This is a genomic window from Accumulibacter sp. (genome assembly GCF_023806635.1).
Classification (GTDB): Bacteria; Pseudomonadota; Gammaproteobacteria; order Burkholderiales; family Rhodocyclaceae; genus Accumulibacter.
In genome coordinates this window covers 18,159-41,049 of sequence record NZ_JAMTDQ010000004.1, presented here as the reverse complement: position 1 = coordinate 41,049, position 22,891 = coordinate 18,159, and the positions used below count along the sequence as shown (strand labels likewise).

Annotated in this window: 23 protein-coding genes and 1 pseudogene; 18 read left to right on the top strand and 6 right to left on the bottom strand. The window is 68.2% G+C overall.

Going from position 1 to position 22,891, the window contains the following annotated elements; genetic code table 11:
* The 6 genes and pseudogenes from NFW30_RS00630 to NFW30_RS00605 all read left to right on the top strand — a co-directional run.
* Nucleotides 1–449: pseudogene (locus tag NFW30_RS00630) on the top strand (hypothetical protein); the annotation flags it as partial.
* Nucleotides 446–1,330, top strand: a complete 885-nt coding sequence (locus NFW30_RS00625) for a PAS domain-containing protein (protein WP_295356713.1) — start codon at nt 446–448, stop codon at nt 1,328–1,330. The pseudogene NFW30_RS00630 and the gene NFW30_RS00625, both read left to right, overlap by 4 nt.
* Nucleotides 1,331–1,337: 7 nt before the next feature.
* Nucleotides 1,338–1,898, top strand: a complete 561-nt coding sequence (locus NFW30_RS00620) for a chemotaxis protein CheD (protein ID WP_295356710.1) — start codon at nt 1,338–1,340, stop codon at nt 1,896–1,898.
* Between the two features lie 6 nt (nt 1,899–1,904).
* Complete coding sequence (locus NFW30_RS00615; protein WP_295356707.1) at nt 1,905–2,720, top strand: protein-glutamate O-methyltransferase CheR; 816 nt, start codon at nt 1,905–1,907, stop codon at nt 2,718–2,720.
* A gap of 17 nt (nt 2,721–2,737) precedes the next feature.
* Nucleotides 2,738–3,832, top strand: a complete 1,095-nt coding sequence (locus tag NFW30_RS00610; RefSeq protein ID WP_295356705.1) for a chemotaxis response regulator protein-glutamate methylesterase — start codon at nt 2,738–2,740, stop codon at nt 3,830–3,832.
* A gap of 41 nt (nt 3,833–3,873) precedes the next feature.
* Complete coding sequence (locus NFW30_RS00605; protein WP_295356702.1) at nt 3,874–4,707, top strand: HDOD domain-containing protein; 834 nt, start codon at nt 3,874–3,876, stop codon at nt 4,705–4,707.
* 299 nt (nt 4,708–5,006) lie between these two features.
* On the opposite strand, the gene NFW30_RS00600 is transcribed toward NFW30_RS00605, so the two are convergent.
* Together NFW30_RS00600 and NFW30_RS00595 are read right to left on the bottom strand one after the other, a co-directional pair.
* A complete protein-coding gene (locus NFW30_RS00600; RefSeq protein WP_295356699.1) occupies nt 5,007–7,202 on the bottom strand; it encodes an exonuclease domain-containing protein in 2,196 nt (731 codons plus the stop codon).
* Nucleotides 7,203–7,216: 14 nt separating this feature from the next.
* A complete protein-coding gene (locus NFW30_RS00595) occupies nt 7,217–8,434 on the bottom strand; it encodes an MFS transporter (protein WP_295356697.1) in 1,218 nt (405 codons plus the stop codon).
* Nucleotides 8,435–8,545: 111 nt separating this feature from the next.
* Here NFW30_RS00595 and NFW30_RS00590 point away from each other — a divergent pair, with 111 nt between their 5' ends.
* From NFW30_RS00590 to NFW30_RS00580, 3 genes are all read left to right on the top strand, one after another.
* Nucleotides 8,546–9,490, top strand: a complete 945-nt coding sequence (locus NFW30_RS00590) for a LysR family transcriptional regulator (RefSeq protein WP_295356694.1) — start codon at nt 8,546–8,548, stop codon at nt 9,488–9,490.
* A gap of 236 nt (nt 9,491–9,726) precedes the next feature.
* Nucleotides 9,727–10,371 carry a sigma-70 family RNA polymerase sigma factor gene (locus NFW30_RS00585; RefSeq protein ID WP_295356691.1) on the top strand — a complete coding sequence of 215 codons (645 nt, stop codon included), beginning with the start codon at nt 9,727–9,729 and terminating at the stop codon, nt 10,369–10,371.
* Nucleotides 10,368–10,565, top strand: a complete 198-nt coding sequence (locus NFW30_RS00580) for a zf-HC2 domain-containing protein (RefSeq protein ID WP_295356689.1) — start codon at nt 10,368–10,370, stop codon at nt 10,563–10,565. Before NFW30_RS00585 ends, NFW30_RS00580 begins: the two co-directional genes overlap by 4 nt.
* 76 nt (nt 10,566–10,641) lie before the next feature.
* Here NFW30_RS00580 and NFW30_RS00575 read toward each other — a convergent pair whose 3' ends face one another.
* Together NFW30_RS00575 and NFW30_RS00570 are read right to left on the bottom strand one after the other, a co-directional pair.
* On the bottom strand, nt 10,642–11,514 hold the full coding sequence (locus NFW30_RS00575; RefSeq protein WP_295356687.1) for an HDOD domain-containing protein: 873 nt from the start codon (nt 11,512–11,514) through the stop codon (nt 10,642–10,644).
* Nucleotides 11,514–12,824, bottom strand: coding sequence for a bifunctional diguanylate cyclase/phosphodiesterase (locus tag NFW30_RS00570; protein ID WP_295356684.1), 1,311 nt, complete (start codon nt 12,822–12,824; stop codon nt 11,514–11,516). Before NFW30_RS00570 ends, NFW30_RS00575 begins: the two co-directional genes overlap by 1 nt.
* A gap of 216 nt (nt 12,825–13,040) precedes the next feature.
* Here NFW30_RS00570 and NFW30_RS00565 point away from each other — a divergent pair, with 216 nt between their 5' ends.
* The 6 genes from NFW30_RS00565 to NFW30_RS00540 all read left to right on the top strand — a co-directional run bounded on the left by NFW30_RS00565 (nt 13,041) and on the right by NFW30_RS00540 (nt 18,375).
* Nucleotides 13,041–14,054 carry an AraC family transcriptional regulator gene (locus NFW30_RS00565; protein WP_295356681.1) on the top strand — a complete coding sequence of 338 codons (1,014 nt, stop codon included), beginning with the start codon at nt 13,041–13,043 and terminating at the stop codon, nt 14,052–14,054.
* A 470-nt stretch (nt 14,055–14,524) separates the two neighbouring features.
* The gene (locus tag NFW30_RS00560; RefSeq protein ID WP_295356678.1) at nt 14,525–15,304 is read left to right on the top strand and encodes an ABC transporter ATP-binding protein; all 780 of its coding nucleotides are present in this window, start codon (nt 14,525–14,527) and stop codon (nt 15,302–15,304) included.
* Nucleotides 15,301–16,182, top strand: a complete 882-nt coding sequence (locus NFW30_RS00555; RefSeq protein WP_295356676.1) for a metal ABC transporter permease — start codon at nt 15,301–15,303, stop codon at nt 16,180–16,182. Before NFW30_RS00560 ends, NFW30_RS00555 begins: the two co-directional genes overlap by 4 nt.
* Before the next feature lie 19 nt (nt 16,183–16,201).
* On the top strand, nt 16,202–17,137 hold the full coding sequence (locus NFW30_RS00550) for a metal ABC transporter substrate-binding protein (protein ID WP_295356673.1): 936 nt from the start codon (nt 16,202–16,204) through the stop codon (nt 17,135–17,137).
* A 192-nt stretch (nt 17,138–17,329) separates the two neighbouring features.
* The gene (locus NFW30_RS00545) at nt 17,330–18,058 is read left to right on the top strand and encodes an AzlC family ABC transporter permease (protein WP_295356669.1); all 729 of its coding nucleotides are present in this window, start codon (nt 17,330–17,332) and stop codon (nt 18,056–18,058) included.
* On the top strand, nt 18,055–18,375 hold the full coding sequence (locus NFW30_RS00540; protein ID WP_295356666.1) for an AzlD domain-containing protein: 321 nt from the start codon (nt 18,055–18,057) through the stop codon (nt 18,373–18,375). The genes NFW30_RS00545 and NFW30_RS00540 overlap by 4 nt, the downstream gene beginning before the upstream one ends.
* Nucleotides 18,376–18,415: 40 nt before the next feature.
* Here NFW30_RS00540 and NFW30_RS00535 read toward each other — a convergent pair whose 3' ends face one another.
* Together NFW30_RS00535 and NFW30_RS00530 are read right to left on the bottom strand one after the other, a co-directional pair.
* A complete protein-coding gene (locus NFW30_RS00535) occupies nt 18,416–19,237 on the bottom strand; it encodes a pyruvate, water dikinase regulatory protein (protein WP_295356663.1) in 822 nt (273 codons plus the stop codon).
* Between the two features lie 36 nt (nt 19,238–19,273).
* Nucleotides 19,274–20,026 (bottom strand): SDR family oxidoreductase, encoded by a 753-nt coding sequence (locus tag NFW30_RS00530; protein ID WP_295356661.1) that lies wholly within the window; start codon nt 20,024–20,026, stop codon nt 19,274–19,276.
* A gap of 321 nt (nt 20,027–20,347) precedes the next feature.
* On the opposite strand from NFW30_RS00530, the gene NFW30_RS00525 reads away from it, so the two are divergent.
* The 3 genes from NFW30_RS00525 to pstC all read left to right on the top strand — a co-directional run bounded on the left by NFW30_RS00525 (nt 20,348) and on the right by pstC (nt 22,890).
* Nucleotides 20,348–20,710: a hypothetical protein gene (locus tag NFW30_RS00525; protein ID WP_295356658.1), complete on the top strand. Its 363-nt coding sequence runs from the start codon at nt 20,348–20,350 to the stop codon at nt 20,708–20,710.
* 160 nt (nt 20,711–20,870) lie between these two features.
* On the top strand, nt 20,871–21,878 hold the full coding sequence (locus tag NFW30_RS00520) for a PstS family phosphate ABC transporter substrate-binding protein (protein ID WP_295356655.1): 1,008 nt from the start codon (nt 20,871–20,873) through the stop codon (nt 21,876–21,878).
* Between the two features lie 43 nt (nt 21,879–21,921).
* Entirely contained in the window at nt 21,922–22,890 is a 969-nt protein-coding gene (gene pstC / locus NFW30_RS00515; RefSeq protein WP_295356652.1) for a phosphate ABC transporter permease subunit PstC, read from the top strand.
* The last annotated feature ends 1 nt before the right edge of the window (nt 22,891 follow it).

Sequence of the window (22,891 nt, the reverse complement as noted above, 5' to 3'; positions counted from 1 at the left end):
ACTCGGTCAAACTCGCCGAACGCGCCGGCTCCCTGCTGACCGAAATCGTCCCGTCAATCCGCAAAACCTCCGACCTCGTCCAGGACATCGCGTCGGCCTCGCAGGAACAATCCTCCGGCGTCGGCCGGATCAACCGTGCCATGGGCCGCTTCAACCAGACGGCGCAGGCGACCGCGGCAGCGTCGGCGGAACTCGCCACCACCGCCGGCGAGCTCGGCGGGCAGGCGGCGCAATTGCAGGGCCTGATGACGCTCTTCCGCATCGGCGACCGCTGTACACCGCCTGCCGGCGTGCAGCCGCCAGGCAGCGCTGGCGGCGGACGTGGCACCCCCGGCCAGCCGGCGGGCGGGCCTGCGCGAGGGCTGCAGGCCGGCGGCAGCAGCCCTGCGCGGCCGTCACCCGTGCCAGCGAACCCATCCTCCCGACCCGGACTGAACACGCACCCATGAGTACCAGGAGCAGAAGCGGAATCGAACGTCGGCTCGCAGCCGGCATTGCAACGGGTTCCCCGTGGACGGCAGTCCTGACGCAGGCCGGCATCGCGGTTGCCGTGCTCGACGCGGATTTCGCCTTCCTGCGGGTCAGCCAGAGCTACGCCGACGCCATCGGCAGGCCGCCGGAGTTCTTTCCCGGTCGCAACTACTTCGAACTCTTTCCGCACGCCGCCAGCGAGGCAGTCTTTCGCCAGGTCCGCGATTCGGGAGTGGCGCAGGCACGCGCGGCGCGACCTGGCCGCCCGCGACCCGGACACGGCGGCGATCTCGATCGCTGGCACTGGTCCCTGACTCCTTTCGGCGATCGCGCACGCGGCAGCGCAACGCATTATCTGGTCCTGACGATCCGGCATCCGGCGGCATCGCTCGCCGGCGAGGTCGGCGAAGCCGCCGGCGAGGACCGCTTCCGCGGCCTGTTCGAGACGCTGACTTCCGGCTTCGCCCTGCACGAGGTCGTCCTCGACGCAGCCGGCAACGCCTGCGACTACCGCTTCATCGCCGCCAATGCCGCCTTCGAAGCCATCACCAGCCTCGATCGATCGCGGATCATCGGCCGCTGTGCCACCGCCGTCGTGCCGCAACTCGATCGCCGCTGGATCGAACGCTTTGCCGGCGTCGCCCTCACCGGCGACGGCGCGCAGTTCGATGACTTCCGCAGCGATCTCGCCCGCCACTACCGGCTCACCGCGTACTGCCCGGAATACGGGCTGGTCGCCGTCATCTACGATGACGTCACGACGCTCCGCTGCCAGCTGCCCGCCACCCGATTTCCGGGCCGCAGGAACACGACGGGAGGACGGCCGCCGGGCGAAATGTGCGATGATGCCGGTCGGTGAGGATTGAATGAACACTCCGCGCGATCTCGAACGGCTGGCGCGCAACGTCAATCCCGGGGGCTGGGCGATCGAAAGCGAACGACCGATCGCGACGCTGCTCGGTTCGTGCGTCGCCGTTTGCCTCTGGGACCCGACCCTGCGGATCGGCGGTCTCAATCATTTCATGCTGCCGCGCTTCGAACGCTCGGCGAACCAGGATCTCGACGTCCTGCTCTGCGGCAACTTCTGCATGGAGGCGCTGATGAACGGCATGCTCGGTCGCGGAGCCCGGAAGCAGCGCCTGCAGGGCAAGGCCTTTGGCGGCGGCAACGTGATTTCGTCGCTCACCGGCGTCAGCATCGGCGAGCGCAATGCCGAGTTCGCGCGCGAGTGGCTGGCGCGTGAAGGCATCAGCCTGCTGGCGTCCGACCTGATGGGCCCGTGGTCGCGCAAGGTCATCCTCGATCCGCAGACCGGCGACGTCTTCTGCAAGCGCGGGCAGACCAGCCAGAGCATCGTCGAGGCCGAGCGGTCATACGCCAGCACGCTGCTCGTCGCACCGAAGAAGACGGACATCGAACTCTTCTGAGCCGACATGCACGCCACTCGACCCACCATCACCGACCGCGAGTTCGCCCTCTTCCAGCGACTGATCCACCGGCTTGCCGGCATCAGCCTCTCCGATGCCAAGCGCGTCCTGCTCGTCGGCCGCCTCGGCCGCCGCCTCGACCACCACGGCCTCGCCACCTATGGCGAGTACTACCGGCTGCTGTCCTCGGGCAACGATCCGGACGAACTGCAGAAGATGGTTGACCTGCTGACGACCAACGAGACCTACTTCTTCCGCGAACCGCAGCATTTCGACTTCCTGCGCGACCTGGTCCGCCGGGAGGCGGTCGCCGGCAGCCCCTTCCGCATCTGGAGCGGTGCCAGTTCAAGCGGCGAAGAAGCCTATTCGATGGCGATGGTGCTCGCCGAGCACTGCCTGCAGCGGCCGTGGGAGGTCTTCGGTTCCGACATCAGCCTGACCGTCCTGGCGAAGGCGAAGGCCGGCGTCTACTCGCAGGAGCGCATCTCGGGAATCCCGCCGGCGTGCCTGCGCAAGTATTGCCTGAAGGGAGTCCGCGGGCAGGAGGGCAAGCTGCTGATCGACAGCGGACTGCGGCAACGGGTCAGCTTCGCGCAGGTCAACCTGACGCAGCCGATCAGCGGCGTCGGCTCTTTCGACGTCATCTTCCTGCGCAACGTCATGATCTATTTCGACCTCGAGACGAAGCGCAGGGTGATCGCCAACATGCTGCCCTGCCTCAAGCCGGGCGGCCATTTCATCGTTGGCCACGCGGAGTCGCTGAACGGTCTCACCGACGGCCTGCAGACGGTCAGGCCGACGATCTACCGCAAGCCCGGGTGATGGCGGGGCGAACAGCGATGGCCGGCGCAAGGATTCGCCTGCTGGTGGTCGACGATTCGGCCGTCGTCCGCCAGGCAGTGACGATGGCGGTGGCACGCGCGAACGACATCGAACTCGTCGCCACCGCCGCCGATCCGCTCTTCGCGATGGAAAAGATGCGCCGCAACTGGCCGGACGTGATCCTCCTCGACATCGAGATGCCGCGCATGGACGGCATCTCGTTCCTGCGCGCGCTGATGGCCGAGCGCCCGACGCCGGTGATCATCTGCTCGTCGCTGGCGACCGCCGGCAGCGAAGCGCTGGCGCAGGCGCTGGCGGCCGGTGCGATCAGCGTCATCAGCAAACCGAAGCTCGGCGTGAAGGCCTTTCTCGAGGATTCGTCGGACGACATCGTCGCCGCCGTGCGCGCCGCCGCCAGCGCCAACGTCGGGGTGCTGCGCGGCGGCAGCAGCGGCAGCAGCGCAGCGGCCGACATGGCGGCCGGGCGAACGCTCCACCGTGCCGACGTCATCCTCCCCGCCGGCATGGCACCGGTGCTGCAGACCACCGACCGGGTGATCGCCATCGGCACCTCGACCGGCGGCACACAGGCGCTCGAGGCGATCCTCGGCAGCCTGCCGCGGACGGTACCGGGAATCGTCGTCGTGCAGCACATGCCCGAGCGCTTCACGGCGATGTTCGCCGAACGACTCGATTCGCTGGCAGCGATCGAGGTCCGCGAAGCGCGTTCGAACGACCGCGTGCTGCCCGGGCGTGCGCTGATCGCGCCCGGTGGCCGGCACATGCTGCTCAGGCGCAGCGGCGCGCAGTACCACGTCGAAGTCGTCGATGGCCCGCTGGTCAATCGTCACCGGCCGTCGGTCGATGTGCTCTTCCGCTCGGTCGCCCGTTTCGCCGGCCGCAACGCCATCGGCGTGATCATGACCGGCATGGGCGACGACGGCGCCCGCGGCCTGAAGGAGATGCGTGATGCCGGTGCGGCGACTATCGCCCAGGACGAGGCCTCATGCGTCGTCTTCGGCATGCCGAGGGAGGCGATCAGGCTGGGCGGGGTCGAGCAGGTGCTGCCGCTGTCGCAGATCGCGCCGGCGCTCGTCGCCGCCGGCCGTTGATCGCCGCCGCGACGCCCCCCCCTGGATCGTGGAGAATGATCGTGGAACGTTACGAAATCCTGAAGAGGATCGCCGCCGAGATCGAACGGGGCGAGGTCAGCTTCCCGACCAGCGCCGTCGTGGCGCTCAAACTCAAGCGCGCGCTCGACGATCCCGACTGCCCGCTCGACCACGCGGCGCGACTGGTGCAGGCCGAGCCGCTGCTGGCAGCGAAGGCCGTCGCCGTCGCCAACTCGACCGTCTGCAACCGCTCCGGCCGGCCGATCACCGACGTCCGCACGGCGGTCCTGCGCCTTGGCTTCCGCTATCTGCGGGCACTGGCGACCGCCGTCGTCAGCCGGCAACTGGCGGCGCCGGCGACGGCGCGGGACCGCGAACTGGCCGACCGCCTGTGGGAGCACACCGCCCACGTTGCCGCGCTGGCGCAGGTCCTCGCCCGCCGCGTCACCCGCCTCGACCCGGAGACGGCGCTGTTTGCCGGCATCGTGCACGAAGTCGGTGCCTTCTACCTGGTGTCGCGCACGCGCGACCATCCGGGTCTGCTCGACGAGGACTTTCCTGCCTGGAGCGAGAGCGGCGAGGCCGAGGTCGGACGCGCGGTGCTCAAGGCGCTGGCGGTGCCGCAGCCGGTCATCGACGCCATCGAGGTCTGCTGGCAGGGCTTTCTCGCCATGCCGCCGACGACGCTGGGTGATACGCTGCTGCTCGCCGACGAACTGGCGCCGGTCGAGAGCCCGCTGCGCGACCTCGACGGCTGCCCGCGCGAAGGAATGGCGGCGTCGATCGACCTGCTCGTCGGCGAAGAGACGCTGCGCGACATCCTGCGCGAATCGGCCGCCGATGTCGCCTCGCTGACGGCGGCGCTGCGGATGTGACGGCGTTGAGCAGTTGGTCGAAGCACTCCTGCCGCAGGAAACGTCCGTTGACGATCCACGTCGCGCCGATCTGGATGGTCTCGTCGCCTTCGGCCAGCGCAGTACAGGAGAGCGCACCCCGCCGCTGCAGGCGCCGCAACTCTGGCAGACCGTGCTGCGCGAATCGGCAGGTCGAGGATCGCCGCGAAGGCTGCCAGAGGCATGTCGGCGTGGCGGGTAGCCGCCGGGCCGCCGAGCCCGCCGGGCCGGGCGCCGAGGCAGCCGCCATTCGGCGGCGTCGGATCTTCCTGCTCTTCGCCTCAGTACCTGACCCGCGCCAAGTAGCTCGTCTGGCTGGCTTCGCGTGCCTGGCGCAGCGTCTTGACCCCCACCTCGGTGAGCAGCGGCAGCATTTTCAGGAAGACCTCGGCGGTCACCATCGCGTCGCCGAGCGCCGTATGCCGTCCAAGCACGGGCACAGCCAGACGTTCGGCGATCGCTTCGAGCTGGTGCGTTGCCTGATTCGGGTGCAGGACCGAGGAGAGCAGCAGGGTATCGAGCACCGGTTGCTCGAAGCGCACGCCAGTCCGCTTCTCCTGGAGCTGCAGGAAGCGCATGTCGAAAGCCGCGTTGTGGCCGACCAGGACGGTATCGGCACAGAAGGCGTGGAATCTGGGCAGGACGACATCGATGCCCGGCTGAGCGGCGAGCAGTTCGCGCGTCAGGCCATGCACCGCTATCGATCCCGGTGACAGGCGGACCTGTGGCTTGACCAGTTGCTCGAAGCACTCCTGCCGCAGGAGACGGCCGTTGATGATCCGCGTCGCGCCGATCTGGATGATCTCGTCGCCTTCGGCCGGGTGCAGACCCGTCGTCTCGGTGTCGAACACCGTGTAAGCGAGCTCGCCGAGTGGCCGGTCGTCGAGTTCATGGCCGCTCTCCGACCAGCCGAACAGGTCGAAATCATAGAACTCGGGACGCTCTTCAGCCGTCGCCACGGTCATCGGCATGGGCAGGTTGCCGGGCGCCGCCGCCATGGGCAGGACCGTCCTGAAGAAGGCGCGATGCGAGACCCGTTCGCGCTGGAACCAGATGTCGCCGTTGCAGCGCTCGACGACGTCGGTCACACTCAGCGACGATGACTTGCCAGGGACGTTCATCGGATCCTGCAACCAGCTCATCGCCGTTTCGTTGTTCATGAAGGTGCCCTGCCACGACAGATCGAGTTGGGCAAGATGTCCGCTGCGCGTCAGCGACAGGCGCACTTCACGAATCCCGTAGTCGTCCTGCAGGCGGAGCGCCAGGTAGCGCAGTGCCTGCAGCAAGGCGAAACTGTCCACGCGCAACCAGAGACCCTTCTCGACGTGCTCGGTCTTGACGGCGATTGGAGGCCGCCCGCCGCCGCCCTTTTCCCGGATGCTGCCGGCCGTCGCCAGCAGGATCTCGGCGCCGTTGATCTCCTCCAGCACCCAGCGCTCGCGCAGGTCGCTCGAGAACGCCCGCGCCGCCTTGTCGAACTGCGCCGACAGCGCCGTCGCTTCGTCGCGAATCGCCAGCGTGAAACGGTCCTTCTGCTCGCCCGACATGTCCGGGAAATCGCAGAGCATCTCGGCGGCCGCGCGAACACTGCCGAGCGGCCCGCGGCACCCCTCGATCAGCGACTGGATGACCGCGTCCCTCCGCGTATGTCGCTCGTTGGTCGTGGTCACGTCATCGAGAACGAGCACGAAACCGGTCATCGAGGGCGCGCCGCCGTCGGCATGATGCCGACCGGTCTTGCCCAGGACCGGAGACATGTGGGCGCGCAGCAGGCGGCCGCTGGCAGTCCCGGTGACAAAGTGCGTCGAGCCGACGACCCCCGGTGCATGTCCGGAGTCGACTTCGGCACTGGCCTGCCGCAGGCGGGCGATGGCATAGCCGATGACCGCACGGTCGAGCACCGCATGAATCGAACGTCCGAGACCAAGCAGTTCGGTCCTGTCTCCGTCTGGTCCGGTCGAGAGCTCCTGCTTCGCCCGTTGGTTGTAGAGCAGCACGCGACCATCCAGATTGCAGACGACGACACTCTGGCTGAGGTCGGCCATCAGCGCACTCAATCGGCCCCGTTCCTCCGCGAGCGAGGCCTGCGTTGCGCGGAAGTGCTCGGCGACCTCGCTGCGGTCCGCTTCGCGCTGGGCGAGCAGCTGATTGACGACCTGCGCCAGCTGATCGAGTTCGGGCGCCTCGTAGCGGCCAACCCTCAGGCCGGCGTGCGGCAGCGTCGCGGCGAGCTGTTCCGCCATGCGCAGTGGCGCCTGGACGTACTGTGTATCGAGTTTGAACCACAGCCAGCACCCCGCTCCCGAGGCAATCAGGAGCACCGGTATCAGCTTTGCCAGCCTGCCCGCGAGAGCGTCATCGCCAGCACCGCCTGCGGGCTCGCCGACGAGCAGCAGCACAGCGGTGGAAGCGACGACCGCAAGCACGGACAGGAAGACCGCCAGTCCTGCCAGCAGGCGTTTGCGCGTCGGTCTCATCCTCTGTCTGGTCGTCAGGCGGGCACCGCCGCCTGCTGCAGCCGTGCTTCACGAATCGGCAGGTTGACGATCGCGGCGAACGCAGCCAGAGCCATGTCGGCGTACCACATCCAAGTGTAATCGCCGAGGCGGGTGATCGCCAGGCCACCGAGCCAGGCACCGAGGAAGCCGCCGATCTGGTGCGAGAGCAGGGTCAGTCCGAACAGGGTGGCGAGGTAACGCACGCCGAACAGCTTGCCGACGATGGCGGCCGTCGGCGGCACGGTCGCCAGCCAGGTGAAACCGAGGCCGGCGGCGAAGAGGTAGAACGTCGTCTCGCTGCGCGGCAGCAGCAGGTAGCCGGCGATCAGCAGCGCGCGCGACCCGTACATGACCGCCAGGACGTACTTGCTGCGGTAGCGCGCGACACACGAACCGGCGTAAAGGCTGCCGAAGATGTTCGCCAGCCCGATGATTGCCAGCGACCAGCTGGCGACCGCCGGCGGCAGGCCGCAGAGATCGACCTCGCCCGGCAGATGGGTGACAAGGAAGGCGATGTGGAAACCGCAGGTGAAGAAGCCGACATGCAGCAGCAGGTAGCTGCGGTCGTGCAGGGCGTCGCCGATCGCGGCCCGCAACCCCTTGCCGGCGCCGCCATGATGCGCGGCAGGTGCCGCCGTCGATCCCGCCAGCCGGCCGATCAGCGGCAAGGCGGCGAGCGTCATCAGCGCCAGCGACCACATCGCGCCGATCCAGCCGATGCTCTGGATCAGCTTCTGCAGGATCGGCGCGAAGACGAACTGGCCGAAAGAACCACCGGCGTTGATGACTCCGGACGCGGCGGCGCGCGACTCGAGCGGCAGGCGCTGCGCCGCCGCGCCGATGAGCACGGAGAAGCTGCCGGCGCCGGAGCCGATGGCCGAGAGCAAGCCAAGCGAGACGATCAGGCCCGGACCCGAATCCATGAAAGGCGTCATCGCACTGCCCAGGGCGAGCAGCAACAGGCCGCCGACCAGCACCATGCGGGGCCCGTAGCGATCGGCGACGGCGCCGGCCAGCGGCTGGATCGCGCCCCAGGTGAATTGCCCGACTGCCAGGGCCAGGCTGATGGTGGCGATGCCGAGGCCGGTCGATGAGTTGAGCGGGCTGACGAAGAGCCCAAGCGACTGGCGTGCGCCCATCGTCACCATCAGGATGCCGGCGGCAGCCAGAGTGGTGACGAGGACCTCCGGTCGGGAGAGGGAACGGAACATGAGCGGCCTTCCGGCGTGAGCGGGCGTCGGGGAACGCGGGCGACTATAACCTGCCAATGTGGAAACAAATAGCCCATAATTCGCGGCATCGTGTCAACGGATGATTGACGCATGCATTGGCTGGCGTCGTGGGAAAGCTTCGTCAAGGCGGTCGAGGACGGCAGCATGGCGGCCGCCGCGCGCCGCATCGGCTGCACGCGTGCCCGTGTGAGCAAGCAGATCGGGGAGCTCGAACGGGATTTCGGCGCTCGCCTTTTCGAACGTCGCGCCCACCGCTTGAGCCTGACGCCGGCGGGGGAAGTCTTCTACCAGCATGCCGTGCGTGCGCTCGAGGCCGTCGCCAGTACCGAGATCGCCGTTCGCAACCTCGGCGACACACCACACGGCCTGCTGCGCGTGAGCGCGTCGATCACCTTTGGACGGATGTACGTCGCCCCGCTGCTGCCGCAGCTCACTGGCCGCTACCCCGAACTCGAATGCGAGCTGATCCTGACCGATCAGTTGGTCGATCTGGTCGACGACCACATCGACCTCGCGCTGCGCCATACCAGGGCACCGCCTGAGGATGCGGTCGCCAGGAAGCTGGTAGCGATCCGGCGCGTCCTCTGCGCGACCCCGGCGTACCTCGTCGCGCACGGCGAACCCGAGCAACCGCGCGACCTCGGTCGGCACCAGTGTTTCGCCTACCCGCAGTCCGGCGATGGCCAGGTCATCTGGCTTGCCGGACGGGACGGCGAAGAGATCAGTGTTCCGATCGGCAGCCGATTCCGCTTCAACAACCTGGACTGCGTGCTGGCGGCGGCGCTTGCCGGGCATGGCGTGGCGATGCTGCCAACCTATCTCTGCGGGCCGGAGATCAGGAGCGGCAGGCTGCGCACCGTGCTCGAAGGCCATGAGCCGCTGACCGGCTTCGGCAGCCATGTCTATGCCTGCTACACGCCGAGTCGCGTCCGTCTGCCGAAGGTCAAGGTCCTGCTGGATCAACTCGAACGGCTGCTGACGCCCGTGCCGCCGTGGGAATCGCCTGCCGCCGCGCGCGGCGGTGCAACGGGCTGAGCGCGCCGGAAGCGAAAGCGGGTTCGAGCAGAGGACGACGGCTCGCCGCGGCGCACGGGCTGGTCCAGGTCGCATTCAGGATGTAAACTGCCGGTCGGACCGTTCGCGGCTTCGGCCGGGGATGCTCGGGCACCGGGTGCGTCGCGCGCGGGCCGGAGCGGGCGATCGCCTGCCGCCCACCTCGCGGACGCCGCAAGGATGCCGTCGCCACCCTCGACCACCCGCCAACCACGAAGATGAGATCCAGCACCGAACCCGCCGCGAGCCCGAGCTCGACCGCCCAGCACGGGCTGCCACCGCAGGCCGCCGACATCGCCGCCGAGCTTTCCGGCTTCCGGCGCGAGATGCTGCGCTTTGCGACGCTGCAGTTGCGCGACCAGGCGAGTGCCGAAGACGCGGTGCAGGAAGCCATGCTGGCCGCCCTGCAGGGAGCGGACCGCTTCGGCGAGCGCGCCCGGTTGAAGACCTGGGTGTTCTCGATCCTGAAGAACAAGATCGTGGACATCATCCGCCGGCGAGTGCGTGAGCCGACCTACGAAGACCCGCTCGGCGAGATCGACGACGCGGACTTCGACCCCCTCTTCCAGAGCAACGGTCACTGGCAGCGCGACACGCGCCCCTCCGACTGGGGCGACCCGGAGCGGAGCTTCGAGAACCGCAGCTTCTGGGCGGTCTTCGACGCCTGCATGAACCGGCTGCCACCGGGAACCGCGCGCGTCTTCATGATGCGCGAAATGCTCGGCCTCGAAACCGACGAGATCTGCGCCGAGCTGTCGATGAGCAGCAACAACTGCTGGGTCGTGCTGCACCGGGCGCGCATGGGGCTGCGCCTGTGCCTCGACCAGCGCTGGTTTGCCGGCACCGGAGGGCTCGCGGCATGATGAACTGCAAGCAGGCGACGCGACTGATGTCGGAAGAGATGGACCACGATCTCGCCGCCGGCGAGCGCCTGGCGCTGCGCCTGCACACCTTGCTCTGTTCCGGCTGCGCCCGCTATCGCGAGCAGATGGCGTTCCTCCGCCAAGCGTCCCGGCAGCAGGTGCCGGACGACGACACCCCACAATCATTACGGTGACAGTATATTTTATTGATTCCGTCAGCAGCGCTACGGCAGCCCCATTTAATATACTGTCACCAAATTACAAATAATTTCAGTCGGCTGTCTGGATGATCGCCGTCGCGCCGGGATGCATCTGACGCAGGTCTTCCTCGTCGATGCCGAGCAGCGGCAGGCAGACTTCTCCGAGCTTGGCCCACTCCTGTGTCCGACTCGCACCGCTGAGTTGCTGCAGGAGGTGTTCGGCGGTCTGGCTGACGGCGATCAGGCGGCGGCTCAGCGTCGGCAGGTCCGGGGGGAACGAAGCCAGCGCTGCCCGGTCGTGATGATGCCGGATCGCCTGGCAGATCTCCTCGGGTAGCCACCAGTCGACCGCCATCAGTCCACCGACGACCGCGTGGTCGGTCGGATGTTCGGCGCGCTCGACAGCGGTGAACGAACGTCCGGTGTCGCCGTTCGCCCGCGCCAGCGTCTGCATGTAGGTGGGCAGCCGGCGCAGCAGGATGACGATCCCGCAATCGCGGAAGAGGCCGAAGGTGTAGGCGTCGGCAGCAGGCAGACCGGGCAGGCTGACTTCCTGTGCCAGCCAGCCGGAGAGCGCGGCGATGCGCGCCGACGCGTCCCAGAAGCGGACGTAGTGACCGCTGTTGGGGAAGGCGCGTCGCAGGCTGATCGCGGCAACGGCCCGGCTCGTCACATCGAGACCGAGCAGCATGAGCGCATCGGCAACCGAACGCACACGCGTGCGCAGGCCGAAGGAAGGCGAACCGGCGGTCTTGATGAGACCGGCGGCCAGGCCGACGTCGGCGCTGATCAGTTGCCCGACGCGACGCAGGCATGGGTCGCCCTGCATCATCTCGTCGCGGATGCGGTCGATGATCAACGGTCGCGGCGGAATGTCGATCGCCCGCAGGTTGTCCTCGAGCGCGGTCGTCACCGTCTCCTGGCCGGCCGCACGCTTGTCCATCAGCGGGCCTTCCTCGTTTCCATCCACTGTGACAACTCCTCCTCCGACATCGGCTTCGCGTGCAGGAAGCCCTGCGTCGCATCCACGCGCGCCGCCTCGCAGGCGGCCAGTTGCGCGGCGGTCTCGACCCCTTCGGCGACGACGACCATTCCCAGCTCACCGGCGAGCCGCGTGATCGCGCTCAGGATGGCGAAGGCGCGACGGTCTTCGGGCAGCTCGTTGATGAACGCACGATCGAACTTGAGCTTGGTCGCCGGCAGGTCCTTGAGGTTCGCGAGGCTCGAGTAGCCGGTGCCGAAGTCGTCGATCGCCAGGCCAACCCCGGCTTCCCGCGCGCCCCGCAGGTTCGCCTGCACGACCGGCGAGGCATCGACGAACAACGACTCGGTCAGCTCGAGCTCGATCGCGTCGGCCGGCAGGCGGGCGCAGATCAGGGCCGCGTGCAGGTTACCGAGAAAGCTCTCCGAATAGAGCTGCAGGCGCGAGATGTTGATCGCGACCTTCGTCGGACAGCCCTGTGCGCGCAGCCGGGCCGCGCAGCGCGCGCCCTGCAGCAGGATCCACTCGCCGATGCGGACGATCAGGCCGGTCTTCTCGGCGACGGCGACGAGCTGCAGCGGGGAAACCTGGCGGCCGCCGACGGCGCAGCGCATCAGCGCCTCGACCGCCTCGACGCTGCCGTCCGGACGAACGATCGGCTGGTAGTGCAGATCGAGATCGCCGGTTGCCAGTGACGCGTGCAGCACGCTCTCGATCTCCAGATCCTGCCGTGCCGACCATGCTGCGGACGTCGCTCCGAGCGGCTCGGCAGCCACGACGACGAAGCGATCGCCCCCCTGGCGCTTGGCTTCACCCATCGCGCGGTCGGCGCGCGCGAGCAGGCTGAGCGGATCATCGGCGGCAAGCCGCCAGGTGATGCCGATGCTCACCGAAGGCCGGAGCAGGATGCCGCCGAGCGGTATCGGCTGATCGATGGTCGCCAGCAGGCGTCCGGCGATCCGCTCGGCGTCCGGGGTCGCGACGGCAGACAGCAGGATGGCGAACTCGTCGCTGCCCATGCGCAGGAGCGTCGCGCGCTCACCGGCGACCGAGCGGATGCGGCCGGCGATCAGGGCGATGACGGCATCCGCCTCGGCATAGCCGAAGGAATCGTTGACCTGGCGGAAGCGGTCGAGGTCGAGCCACATCGCGCACAGCGATGCCGGCACCCGGTCCGTCGCGGCGAACAGGCGTGCCACCACGCTCGGCGCGGCGTTGCGCAGGTGGAAGCCGGTCGTCGGGTCGCTGCGGGCCGGCGGCGACCCGGTCATCGCCCGGACCCGCAAGCGAAACCTGCCACTTGCCGTTCCCTTCCGTTTGATGATCTCGCTCCTTTCCGGAACCAGGCGAAGAAAACTCTCTGCGATCACTGCGTCGGCACCGGTTCTCAAGGCTAAGCGGCTGCCGGCGCGGCTGCTTGACTCGCGGCGCCAATCGCATGACCATTGCCGCCGTCGTCGACAGCCATCGCACGGGACCAGGGAAGCATGGAAGAATCGGGGAGCACGCTGGCCACGCTCTGGCTGATCATGCTGCGCCTGCTCGAGGAGCATGGAATCGATCCGGAGCACTTCCTCAAGACGCTCGGGATTCGCCGTGAAGCACTGCGCGACGTGCAGGCCCGGCTGCCTTCCCACCTGGCGGATGTCGGCTTCGAGCTGGCCGCCACGCAGATCGGCGACGAGGCCTTCGCCCTGCGTGCCGCCGAATGCTGGCATCCGTCCAATCTCGGAACGATGGGTTACGCCTGGCTGTCGAGCCGCACGCTGCATACCGGGCTGAAACGGATCGAGCGTTTCTCGCGCATTCTCGGCAGCCGGATGACCTTCCGCTGTCGCGAGGAGGACGACGGCGTCCGCCTGGGCTTCGACCACGGCCGCGGCGACGCTGCCGTCGGCCCACTGCTGGCCGACTTCTCGCTGTCGATCCTGATCGCCATGTGCCGGGTCAATGCCGGCAAGCGGATGAGCCCGGCCAGCGTCGATCTGCGCCGGCCGGAACCGGCCAACCCGCAACCCTGGCGGGCCTTCTTCGGCTGTCCGATCCGCTTCGGCCAGCCGGTCGACGGCTTCCTGCTCGCCGGCGAGGTCGCCAATGCGCCCTTGCCTTCGGCCAACATCCCACTCGCCAACACCTTCGACGCGATCCTCAGCGAACAGCTTGCGGCGCTGTTCGACGACGACCTCGTCAGCCGCTGCAAGGCGCACGTGCTGCAACACCTGACCTCGGGCATGCCGTCGGCACCGGAAGTAGCGCGCGCACTCGGCCTCAGCCAACGCAGCCTGCAGCGCAGGCTGGCGGCGCTCGGCCTGAGCTTCCAGGGCGTCGTCGACGAAACCCGTCACGAACTGGCGCGGCGCTATCTCGACGATCCCGCCAGGTCGGTCACCGAGATCACCTTCCTCCTCGGCTTTTCCGAGCAGAGCGCCTTCACCCGCGCCTTCCGGCGCTGGAGCGGCATGCCCCCCTCGATCTACCGAGGACTCGAACATTTACGGTGACAGTATACTTATCTATGGCGAGCCCGCCTCGCCGCTGAGCTTGTCGAGGCAGGAAGCCCCCCACACCGCTGTGCCGCAGAGCACGCAAGCTGGCCGGCCGCTGCTGACGCAGCGCGACCGCAGCGCAAAGAGTACCGGCCGGTCGCCGGCCACGGCATGGCTCCCGGCCGACGATCGGCAGACGCACAGCACGCTGCGCCGCGCCGGCAGCACGGCCGCAACGACCATTTTCTTGCAACATTGTTGCATTTGGATCGCGAAAGAGGCAAGATGCGGCCTCCGCAACATGGCCCGGATCACCGAGACCCTGCCCTGCCCAGCATGTCGTCGCCACGCCGATCCTCAGCACCGCCGCAGCCCCGCCGCCTGCCAGGCGGCAACCCGGTGCTCTGCGCCAGCACTGCCGCCCGTCTCGCGTGGGCCGCCAGTGCGTTGATCCTGCTCTGGAGCGCCATTCTCTGGGCACTGGCATGAGCCGCGTCGCCTGCCCGCAGGGTGCGGCGCTGCTGCGCTTCGACAACCTGACCCTGGGCTACAACCGACATCCGGCGGTGCATCACCTGCAGGGTGAGATCGCCGGCGGCAGCCTGCTCGCCATCGTCGGTCCGAACGGCGCCGGCAAGTCCACCCTGCTGAAGGCGATTGCCGGCGAGTTGCGGCCGCTGCAGGGCCGCATCGAGAGGTACGGGCTCGACCGCCGGCAGATCGCCTACCTGACGCAACAGGCGACGCTCGACCAGACATTCCCGATCGTCGTCCACGATTTCGTCGCCATGGGGCTCTGGCGCGAGATCGGCGCCTTTCTCGGTCTCGGCAGCGAACACCGGCGGCGGGTGCACGCGGCAATCGAACGCGTCGGCCTGCACGGACTGGAGAGGCGCCCGATCGGCGCCCTGTCGGGCGGACAGCTGCAGCGCGCGCTGTTCGCCCGCGTCCTGCTGCAGGATGCACCGCTGGTGCTGCTCGACGAACCCTATGGCGCGATCGACGCGGCCAGCGTCCGCGACCTGGCGGCGCTGGTTCGCCAGTGGCACGACGAAGGGCGGACGGTGATCGCCGTCCTGCACGATCTCGCGCACGTTCGCCAGGAGTACCCGGAGACGCTGCTGCTGGCACGCGAAGCGGTGGCGCGCGGCGAGACGACGAGCGTCCTCAGCCCCGCCAACCTGCAGCGTGCCCGGCAACTCGCCGAAGGACACGGCGACGGCACACCGGCGGCAGTCTGCCGCGTCGACCGGGATGCGGCATGAGCGAGTTCCTGTCGACCTGGCCGCCGTTCTCACCCTTCTTCGAGTTCGCCTTCATGCGCCGGGCTCTCGCCGGCTGCCTCGCGCTGTCGCTCGGCGCGACGCCGATCGGCGTCTTCCTGATGCTGCGCCGCATGAGCCTGGCCGGCGACGCGATGTCGCATGCCATCCTGCCGGGCGCAGCGATCGGTTATCTGGTCGCCGGCCTGTCGCTGCCGGCGATGACCCTCGGCGGCCTCGCTGCCGGCCTCGCCGTCGCCCTGCTCGCCGGCGGCGTTGCGCGCAACACGGTGATCAGGGAGGACACCAGCCTCGCCACCTTCTACCTGCTGTCGCTGTCGGCCGGCGTGTTGCTCATCTCGCTGCGCGGCAGCAGCGTCGACCTGCTGCATGTCCTGTTCGGCAGTGTGCTGGCGCTCGACGATCCGGCGCTGCTGCTGCTCGGCGCCTTCGCATCGCTGTCGATCATCGCCCTCGCCATCGGCCTGCGCCTGTTCGTCCTCGAGGCCTGCGACCCCTCCTTCCTGGCGCGCATCAGCCGCCTGTCGCCGCTGGCGCACTATGGCTTCATGGTCCTGCTGGTGCTCAACCTGGTCGCCGGCTTTCACGCGCTCGGTACGCTGATGGCGGTCGGCATCATGATCCTGCCGGCGGCAGCGGCCCGCCTCTGGGTGGGCAACGTCGGCCCGCTGCTGCTGCTCGCCAGCGGCATCGCCATCGCCGGCTCGCTCGCCGGACTGCTGCTGTCCTACCACGCCGACCTGCCGGCCGGGCCGGCGATCGTCCTCACCCTCGGCGCGACCTACCTGCTGTCGCTCGCCGTCGGTCCGCTCGGACCGCTGGCCAGCCGCTGGCGATCGGGCTGGCATTTCGAACGTTGAACGCACAAGGAGAAACGGAATGAAGCGAAAAGTCTGCGCTGCCCTCGCATGGATGTTGCGCGTCCTGCTGCTGTCGAGCATCGGCAGCGGCCTGCACGGCAGCGTCGGTGCGGCGGAGAAACTGCCTGTGGTCGCCAGCTTCAGCATCATCGGCGACCTGACCCAGAAGGTCGGCGGCGACCTCGTCGAGGTGCACACACTCGTCGGCGCAGGCGCCGACGCGCACGTCTATCAGCCGACGCCGAGCGACGCGCGGACGCTGGCGCGCGCCCGCCTGGTGATCGTCAACGGCCTCGGCTTCGAGGGCTGGATCGATCGCCTGATCAAGTCATCGGGCTATCGCGGCCAGCTCGCCGTTGCCAGCAAGGGCGTGCAACCGCTGCGTGAAGCGCATGCCGAGAGCGGCAAGGGCCACCGGCACGGCGACGATGTCGACCCGCACGCCTGGCAGGACCTGGCCAATGGCGGCCGCTACGTGGCGAACATCGCGCAGGCGCTGGCCGCCGCCGACCCGGCCAACCGGGCCACCTACGCCGCCAACGCCGGCCGCCTGCAGGAGGAACTGGCGGCGCTCGACCGCGAGGCGCGCAACACCTTCGCCGCCGTTCCGGCCACGCAGCGCAAGGTGGTGACCTCGCACGACGCCTTTGCCTATTTCGGGCGCGCCTACGGCATCCGCTTCATCGCCCCGGTCGGGGTCAGCACCGATGCCGAGCCGTCGGCCGGCGAGGTCGCCGCCATCATCAGGCAGATCCGCCGCGACAGGATCCCGGCCATCTTCGTCGAGAACATCAGCGACCCGCGCCTGCTCGAGCGCATCAGCCGCGAATCGGGAGCGCGCATCGGCGGCACGCTGTACTCGGACTCGCTGTCGCCGCCCGGTACGCCAGGTGACAGCTACCTCGGCATGATGCGCCACAACATCCGCTCCCTGAGCGACGCACTAGGCCACTGAGCCAGCCTAGCCTGGACCGTGCGCTGCCAGCAGCGGCCCCGCCGCTCGGCCGGCTCACGGCGAGCGGACGGCGGCGGCAAACTGGCGAGCCGCGTGGTCACCGGCTTGCAGGCCGCCAATGCGCCGGCAAGCCGGCGGCCATTCGGTTTAAGATCCGGGTCCCCAACGACGAGCCGGACCGCCAGGCGGCCAATGAACGAGCCATCATCCCTGCGCCGGCAGGAATTCATCGCCGGCGTACGCGACACCTTGCCGCTGCTGCTTGGCGCGCTGCCCTTCGGGCTGATCTACGGCGCCATCGCGGCGACCTCCGGGCTGTCGTTCGCCGCCGCACTGGCGATGTCGGCCTTCGTCTTCGCCGGTTCGTCGCAGTTCATTGCCGTCGGGCTCATCGCGACGCAGACGCCGGTGGCGATCATCGTCCTGACGACGCTGATCGTGAACCTGCGCCACATGCTGTACAGCGCCACCCTCCTGCCGCATCTGCGCAGCCTGCCGCAGCGCTGGCGGATCCCGCTTGCCTTCTGGTTGACCGACGAGACCTTCGCCGTCACCGTGCACCGCTTCCAGCGCGCCGACGACTCACCCCACAAGCACTGGTACCAGCTTGGCTCGTCGATCGCCATGTACCTCAACTGGCAACTGTGCTGCTTCGCCGGACTGCTGCTCGGCGACCGCATTCCCGATGCCCAGGGCTGGGGACTCGACGTGGCGATGCCGGTGACCTTCATCGGCATGATCATTCCCTTCGTCCGCACGCTGCCGGTGGCGATCAGCGTCCTCACCGCCGGCGCCGCATCGCTGCTGACGCTGGCCCTGCCCTACAAGCTGGGCATCCTCGTCGCGGCCTTCGCCGGCATCGCCTCCGGCCTGCTGGCGCAGCGACTGCTGCGGGCGCAAGCGGCGCTCGCCGAACGATGAGCAGCGACGAGCTGTGGCTGATCGCCGGCATGTTCGCGGTCACCTTCGGCATCCGCTACCTGCTTTTCGGTCTCGCCGAACGGATCAGCCTTTCGGCCTGGCTGGGCGACTCGCTGCGCTTCATCCCACCGGCGGTGCTCACCGCCATCACGGTTCCTGCCGTGCTGCTGCCCGACGGCCAATGGCAACTCTCCGCCGCCAACCCCTACCTGGTCGCCGCCCTCTGCAGCATCGCCGCCGGCATCGTCACGCGCAACCTGCTGGCGACGATCGCCATCGGCCTGGCGGCATTCTTCCTGCATCGCCTGTGGTTCTAGGTGGACGGTCGGTGAGCGAACGGCGGCGACGCGAGACCCGCTAGTTCGCCTCGCCGGCCCGCTTGCGCAGCATCTCGATGATCATCGACGCCGTCTGCTCGATCGAACGATGGCTGGCATCGATGATCGGCCAGCCGCGACGGATGAACAGGCGACGGGCTTCCAGAACCTCCTTGCGCAGAGCATCGAGGTCGGCGTAGTCGCCGTTCGACTCGTCGTTCAGCGCGCTCAGGCGCGCGGCACGGATCATCGCCAGGCGCGCCGGGTCGACGGTCAGGCCGACGATCAGCGGCCCGTTCGCCCGCAGCAGCCCGGCCGGCGGTGGCGCCCCCGGCACCAGCGGCACGTTCGCCGCCTTGATGCCGCGCGAGGCGAGATACATGCAGGTCGGCGTCTTGGTCGCGCGCGAGACGCCGACGATGATCACGTCGGCACCATCGAGATCGTCGCTCTCCACGCCGTCGTCGTGCGCGAGGGTGTATTTCATCGCCTCGACACGGCGGAAGTAGTCTTCGTCGAAGGCATCACCGGAGCTGTGATGCGACAGGACGGCCGCCCCGGTGTACTCGGCGAGTTCGCTGATCAAGGGCTCGAGCACGAACTGACAGGGAATCCCGAGGTGACGGCAGCCTTCCTCGAGCGCTTCGCGCACGTCGCTGTGGCTGATGCTGTGCAGCACGTAGCCAGGGGCGGCAGCGAGCACACCGAGGATTTCCGGCACCTGGTCGAGGCGGCGGACCGTCTTCCACAGGCGGCGCCTGACCTCGACCCCGGCCAGTTGCGTGACGGCGTTGCGCGCCAGCATCTCGACCAGTTCACCCGAAGCGTGCGAAACCAGATACAGCAGCACCGTCCGGCTCACCCGGGCTTCCTCCCCTGGCCGCCCGGCAGCGGCGGCTCAGCGATGATAGCCACCGTCGAGACGCAGGACGCTGCCGTTGATCATGACGTTCTTGATGACGTGCAGGACGAGCATGGCGAACTCGGCGGGATCGCCGAAGCGGTGCGGAAACGGAATCTGCCGCGCCAGCCGCGAGTCGAGGTTCTTCTCCATGTCGAACAGCGTCTGCGTCCCGAACAGCCCCGGCGCGATGCCGACGACGCGGATTCCCAACGGACCCAGTTCGCGCGCTGCCGGCAGGATCATGCTGACCACACCGCCCTTCGATGCCGAATAGGCCGCCTCGCCGCTCTGTCCCTCGTAGGCCGAGACCGACGCCGTCGACAGGATGACGCCGCGCTCGCCGTTGCTCTGCGGCGGCATGGCCGCCATGTCGGCAGCGGCAAGGCGAATCATGTTGAAGGTCGAGATCAGGTTGACCTCGACGAGCGTGCGGAAATCCTCGAGCGCCACCGGCCCGGAGGCCCCTAGAATGGGTTCGTTGTGGCCGCGACCGACGCAGTGTACGAGCACGCGCGCCGCACCGTGTGCCGCGCGCGCGCGCGCGATCGCCTCCTCGGCTGACTGCGAGTCGGCGACGTCGCAGTGGATCGCCAGCGCACCGATTTCCTTCGCGACCCGGTGCACGCCGTCGGCATCGATGTCGATCAAGGCCACCCGTGCGCCCGCCTCGCTCAGATAGCGCGCGGTTTCCGCTCCCAGACCCGATGCCGCCCCGGTGACGACCGCGGGGCATGCCCACAAATCCATGCCACACCTCCTGCCATTGCCGACCGCAGCGGTCGGCGTCTGCGCGCATTATATCGGGCGTCGCGGCGACGGGGTCTGCCACTCGTGCGCGAAAGCAGCCGTCGGAGGAGGCAGCGGCCGCTCGCCACCCGCATCCCGCAAGCGGCAGCGGCAAACCGTCATCAAGTCGTCAACAAGCAGTCACACAATGCCCGTCGATCGCCGACAAGCGGGTCGTGCCCGGATCGCCCGGAGTGATCGCCCGCACCAGGCCGCACCGGCGGTCCGCTCGTCTGCGGCGCCGGTCAGCAACCACGAATCCCATCATGCAAGGAGTCCGTCATGTCCCCATCCAGCAAGCCGGTCAGCGCCGACGTCATCGCCGCGGCAGCCGAAGAACTCAAACGCCGGCGGCTGACTGCAGCGCCCACGGCCGCACCATCGCCCGACAAGGGCACGGAACGAAAGACGAGCAAGGGCAAGAAGGGGAAGCTGGCGACACGCAACTGCAAGCTGCGACTGCCGCAGCAGGATGACCGGCAGTTGCGCCAGCTCAGGCGGCAGCTGGCGGCAGCCAACATCCGCGCCAGCAGACAGGAACTCGTTCGCGCCGGCCTGCTGCTGCTCGTCCGTCTGGATCGTGTCGACCTGCTGCTGGCGCTGCGCGGCATGGTCGCTGCCCAACAGCCCGAGCGGAGCGCGTGAAAAGCTGCGGAACGGGCGCGCACGATCCCGCCCGGCCGCTGACGCCGACCACTGGCGGACACTCCGCCCCAACGCGGCAGGCGCCGGCCCCACCGTCATCAAGCTGTCACAGCGGCAACGCACACTCGGGTCTGCAAGCAGAACACAGCCACAGGAGACCATGATGAAACAGCCTTCACGCCGATCCACCGCCGCCGCCGTCGCCATCCTCGGCAGCGTTGTCCTCAGCCCACTCGCTTTCGCTGCGCCACCGGTGGTCAAGGTCGACGGTTCGAGCACCGTCTTCCCGATCACCGAAGCCGTCGCCGAAGAGTTCCAGAAAGCCCGCAAGGGGGCGACCAACGTCACCGTCGGCATCTCCGGCACGGGCGGCGGCTTCAAGAAGTTCTGCCGTGGTGAAACCGACATCGCCAATGCCTCGCGACCGATCTCCAGGAAGGAGATGGACGACTGCAGCAAGGCCGGCATCCGCTATTACGAGCTGCCGGTCGCCTACGATGCACTGACGGTGATGGTGAACCCGCAGAACAACTTCATCAGGAGCATGACCGTCGCCGAACTGAAAAAGATCTGGGAGCCCGGCGCGCAGGGCAGGATCAACAGCTGGAAGGACGTCAACCCGGCGTGGCCGGACCAGAAGCTCAAGCTCTACGGCGCCGGCGCCGATTCCGGCACCTTCGACTACTTCACCGAAGCGATCGTCGGCAAGGCCAAGTCGAGCCGTGGCGATTTCACGGCTTCGGAAGACGACAACGTGCTGGTGCAGGGAATCGCCGGCGACAAGGGGGCTCTCGGCTACTTCGGCTTCGCCTATTACATCGAGAACCAGAAGAAGCTGAAGGCGGTGGCGATCGACGGCGGCAAGGGGCCGGTCGCGCCGACACCGGAAAACGTCGACAATGGCAGCTATCAGCCACTGTCCCGGCCGATCTTCATCTACGTCAGCGAGAAATCACTCGACAAGCCCGAGGTGCGGGATTTCGTGGACTTCTACATGAAGAACGCGCGACCCCTGGTGAAGGAGGTCAAGTACATCCCGCTGCCGGCGAAGGCCTACAGCGGCAACCTCGACCACCTCGCGCGCAGGAAGATCGGCACCGTCTTCGGTGGCGAGAACGAAACCGGCCTGACGATCGAGGAACTGATGAAGCGCGAGGCGCAACTCTGAGGCACGTCCGTCCGCCGGCGACCGACGGCCAACAGGAGCCCGCATGATGAGCAGCATCCTTCCCCTGAAGCATCCGCCAGCCACCTTGGCGGCGACACCGGGCACCCTGCCGCAGGGATGGTCGGCGGCGCGGCTGCGCCGCCGGCTGGCCGAACGGGCGATCGAGACGCTGCTGTTGCTGGCGGCGCTGGTCTCGGTATTCACCACCGCCGCCATCGTCGCGATCCTTGTCTGGGAGTCGGTGGTCTTCTTCCGCACCGTCCCGCTGCTCGACTTCCTCACCGACACGCAGTGGACGCCGCTCTTCGACGACGCCCATTTCGGCATCCTGGCGCTGCTCTCGGGGACGTTGACGACGACGATCGTCGCGCTGCTGGTCGCGGTACCGCTCGGCACCATTCTCGCCATCTACCTCTCCGAGTTCGCGCCGTTTCGCGTGCGCGAGGTGGCCAAGCCGTTCCTTGAACTGCTCGGCGGCATCCCGACGATCGTCTACGGCTATTTCGCGCTGCTCTTCGTCACGCCGGTGCTGCAGAAGATCTACCCCGAGTTGCCAGGCTTCAACATGCTCTCGGCCGGACTGGTGATGGGCATCATGATCATCCCCTATGTCAGCTCGCTGTCCGAGGACGCCATGCGGGCGGTGCCGATGCACATGCGCGAAGCGTCCTACGCGATGGGCGCGACCCGTCTGCAGACGGCGGTCTTCGTCGTCACCCCTGCCGCCCTGTCGGGCCTCGCATCGTCGTACATCCTCGGCATCTCGCGCGCCGTCGGCGAGACCATGGTCGTCGCCATCGCCGCCGGCATGCAGCCGAACTTCAGCTTCGACCCGCGCGAGCCGGCGGCGACGATCACCGCCTACATCGTCCAGGTCGCGCTCGGCGACCTGCCGCACGGTTCCATCGGCTACCAGACGATCTTCGCCGCCGGCCTGACCCTGCTGCTGATCACCCTCGTCTTCAACATCGTCGGCCACTTCCTGCGCAAGCGTTTCCGCGAGGCCTACTGAC

Bases quoted from the DNA above. Each gene is read 5' to 3' on its own strand.
- NFW30_RS00625 (WP_295356713.1), top strand. From the start codon at position 446: ATGAGTACCAGGAGCAGAAGCGGAATCGAACGTCGGCTCGCAGCCGGC.
- NFW30_RS00620 (WP_295356710.1), top strand. From the start codon at position 1,338: ATGAACACTCCGCGCGATCTCGAACGGCTGGCGCGCAACGTCAATCCC.
- NFW30_RS00615 (WP_295356707.1), top strand. From the start codon at position 1,905: ATGCACGCCACTCGACCCACCATCACCGACCGCGAGTTCGCCCTCTTC.
- NFW30_RS00610 (WP_295356705.1), top strand. From the start codon at position 2,738: ATGGCCGGCGCAAGGATTCGCCTGCTGGTGGTCGACGATTCGGCCGTC.
- NFW30_RS00600 (WP_295356699.1), bottom strand. From the start codon at position 7,202: ATGAGACCGACGCGCAAACGCCTGCTGGCAGGACTGGCGGTCTTCCTG.
- NFW30_RS00595 (WP_295356697.1), bottom strand. From the start codon at position 8,434: ATGTTCCGTTCCCTCTCCCGACCGGAGGTCCTCGTCACCACTCTGGCT.
- NFW30_RS00590 (WP_295356694.1), top strand. From the start codon at position 8,546: ATGCATTGGCTGGCGTCGTGGGAAAGCTTCGTCAAGGCGGTCGAGGAC.
- NFW30_RS00585 (WP_295356691.1), top strand. From the start codon at position 9,727: ATGAGATCCAGCACCGAACCCGCCGCGAGCCCGAGCTCGACCGCCCAG.
- NFW30_RS00580 (WP_295356689.1), top strand. From the start codon at position 10,368: ATGATGAACTGCAAGCAGGCGACGCGACTGATGTCGGAAGAGATGGAC.
- NFW30_RS00575 (WP_295356687.1), bottom strand. From the start codon at position 11,514: ATGGACAAGCGTGCGGCCGGCCAGGAGACGGTGACGACCGCGCTCGAG.
- NFW30_RS00570 (WP_295356684.1), bottom strand. From the start codon at position 12,824: ATGACCGGGTCGCCGCCGGCCCGCAGCGACCCGACGACCGGCTTCCAC.
- NFW30_RS00565 (WP_295356681.1), top strand. From the start codon at position 13,041: ATGGAAGAATCGGGGAGCACGCTGGCCACGCTCTGGCTGATCATGCTG.
- NFW30_RS00560 (WP_295356678.1), top strand. From the start codon at position 14,525: ATGAGCCGCGTCGCCTGCCCGCAGGGTGCGGCGCTGCTGCGCTTCGAC.
- NFW30_RS00555 (WP_295356676.1), top strand. From the start codon at position 15,301: ATGAGCGAGTTCCTGTCGACCTGGCCGCCGTTCTCACCCTTCTTCGAG.
- NFW30_RS00550 (WP_295356673.1), top strand. From the start codon at position 16,202: ATGAAGCGAAAAGTCTGCGCTGCCCTCGCATGGATGTTGCGCGTCCTG.
- NFW30_RS00545 (WP_295356669.1), top strand. From the start codon at position 17,330: ATGAACGAGCCATCATCCCTGCGCCGGCAGGAATTCATCGCCGGCGTA.
- NFW30_RS00540 (WP_295356666.1), top strand. From the start codon at position 18,055: ATGAGCAGCGACGAGCTGTGGCTGATCGCCGGCATGTTCGCGGTCACC.
- NFW30_RS00530 (WP_295356661.1), bottom strand. From the start codon at position 20,026: ATGGATTTGTGGGCATGCCCCGCGGTCGTCACCGGGGCGGCATCGGGT.
- NFW30_RS00525 (WP_295356658.1), top strand. From the start codon at position 20,348: ATGTCCCCATCCAGCAAGCCGGTCAGCGCCGACGTCATCGCCGCGGCA.
- NFW30_RS00520 (WP_295356655.1), top strand. From the start codon at position 20,871: ATGATGAAACAGCCTTCACGCCGATCCACCGCCGCCGCCGTCGCCATC.
- pstC (WP_295356652.1), top strand. From the start codon at position 21,922: ATGATGAGCAGCATCCTTCCCCTGAAGCATCCGCCAGCCACCTTGGCG.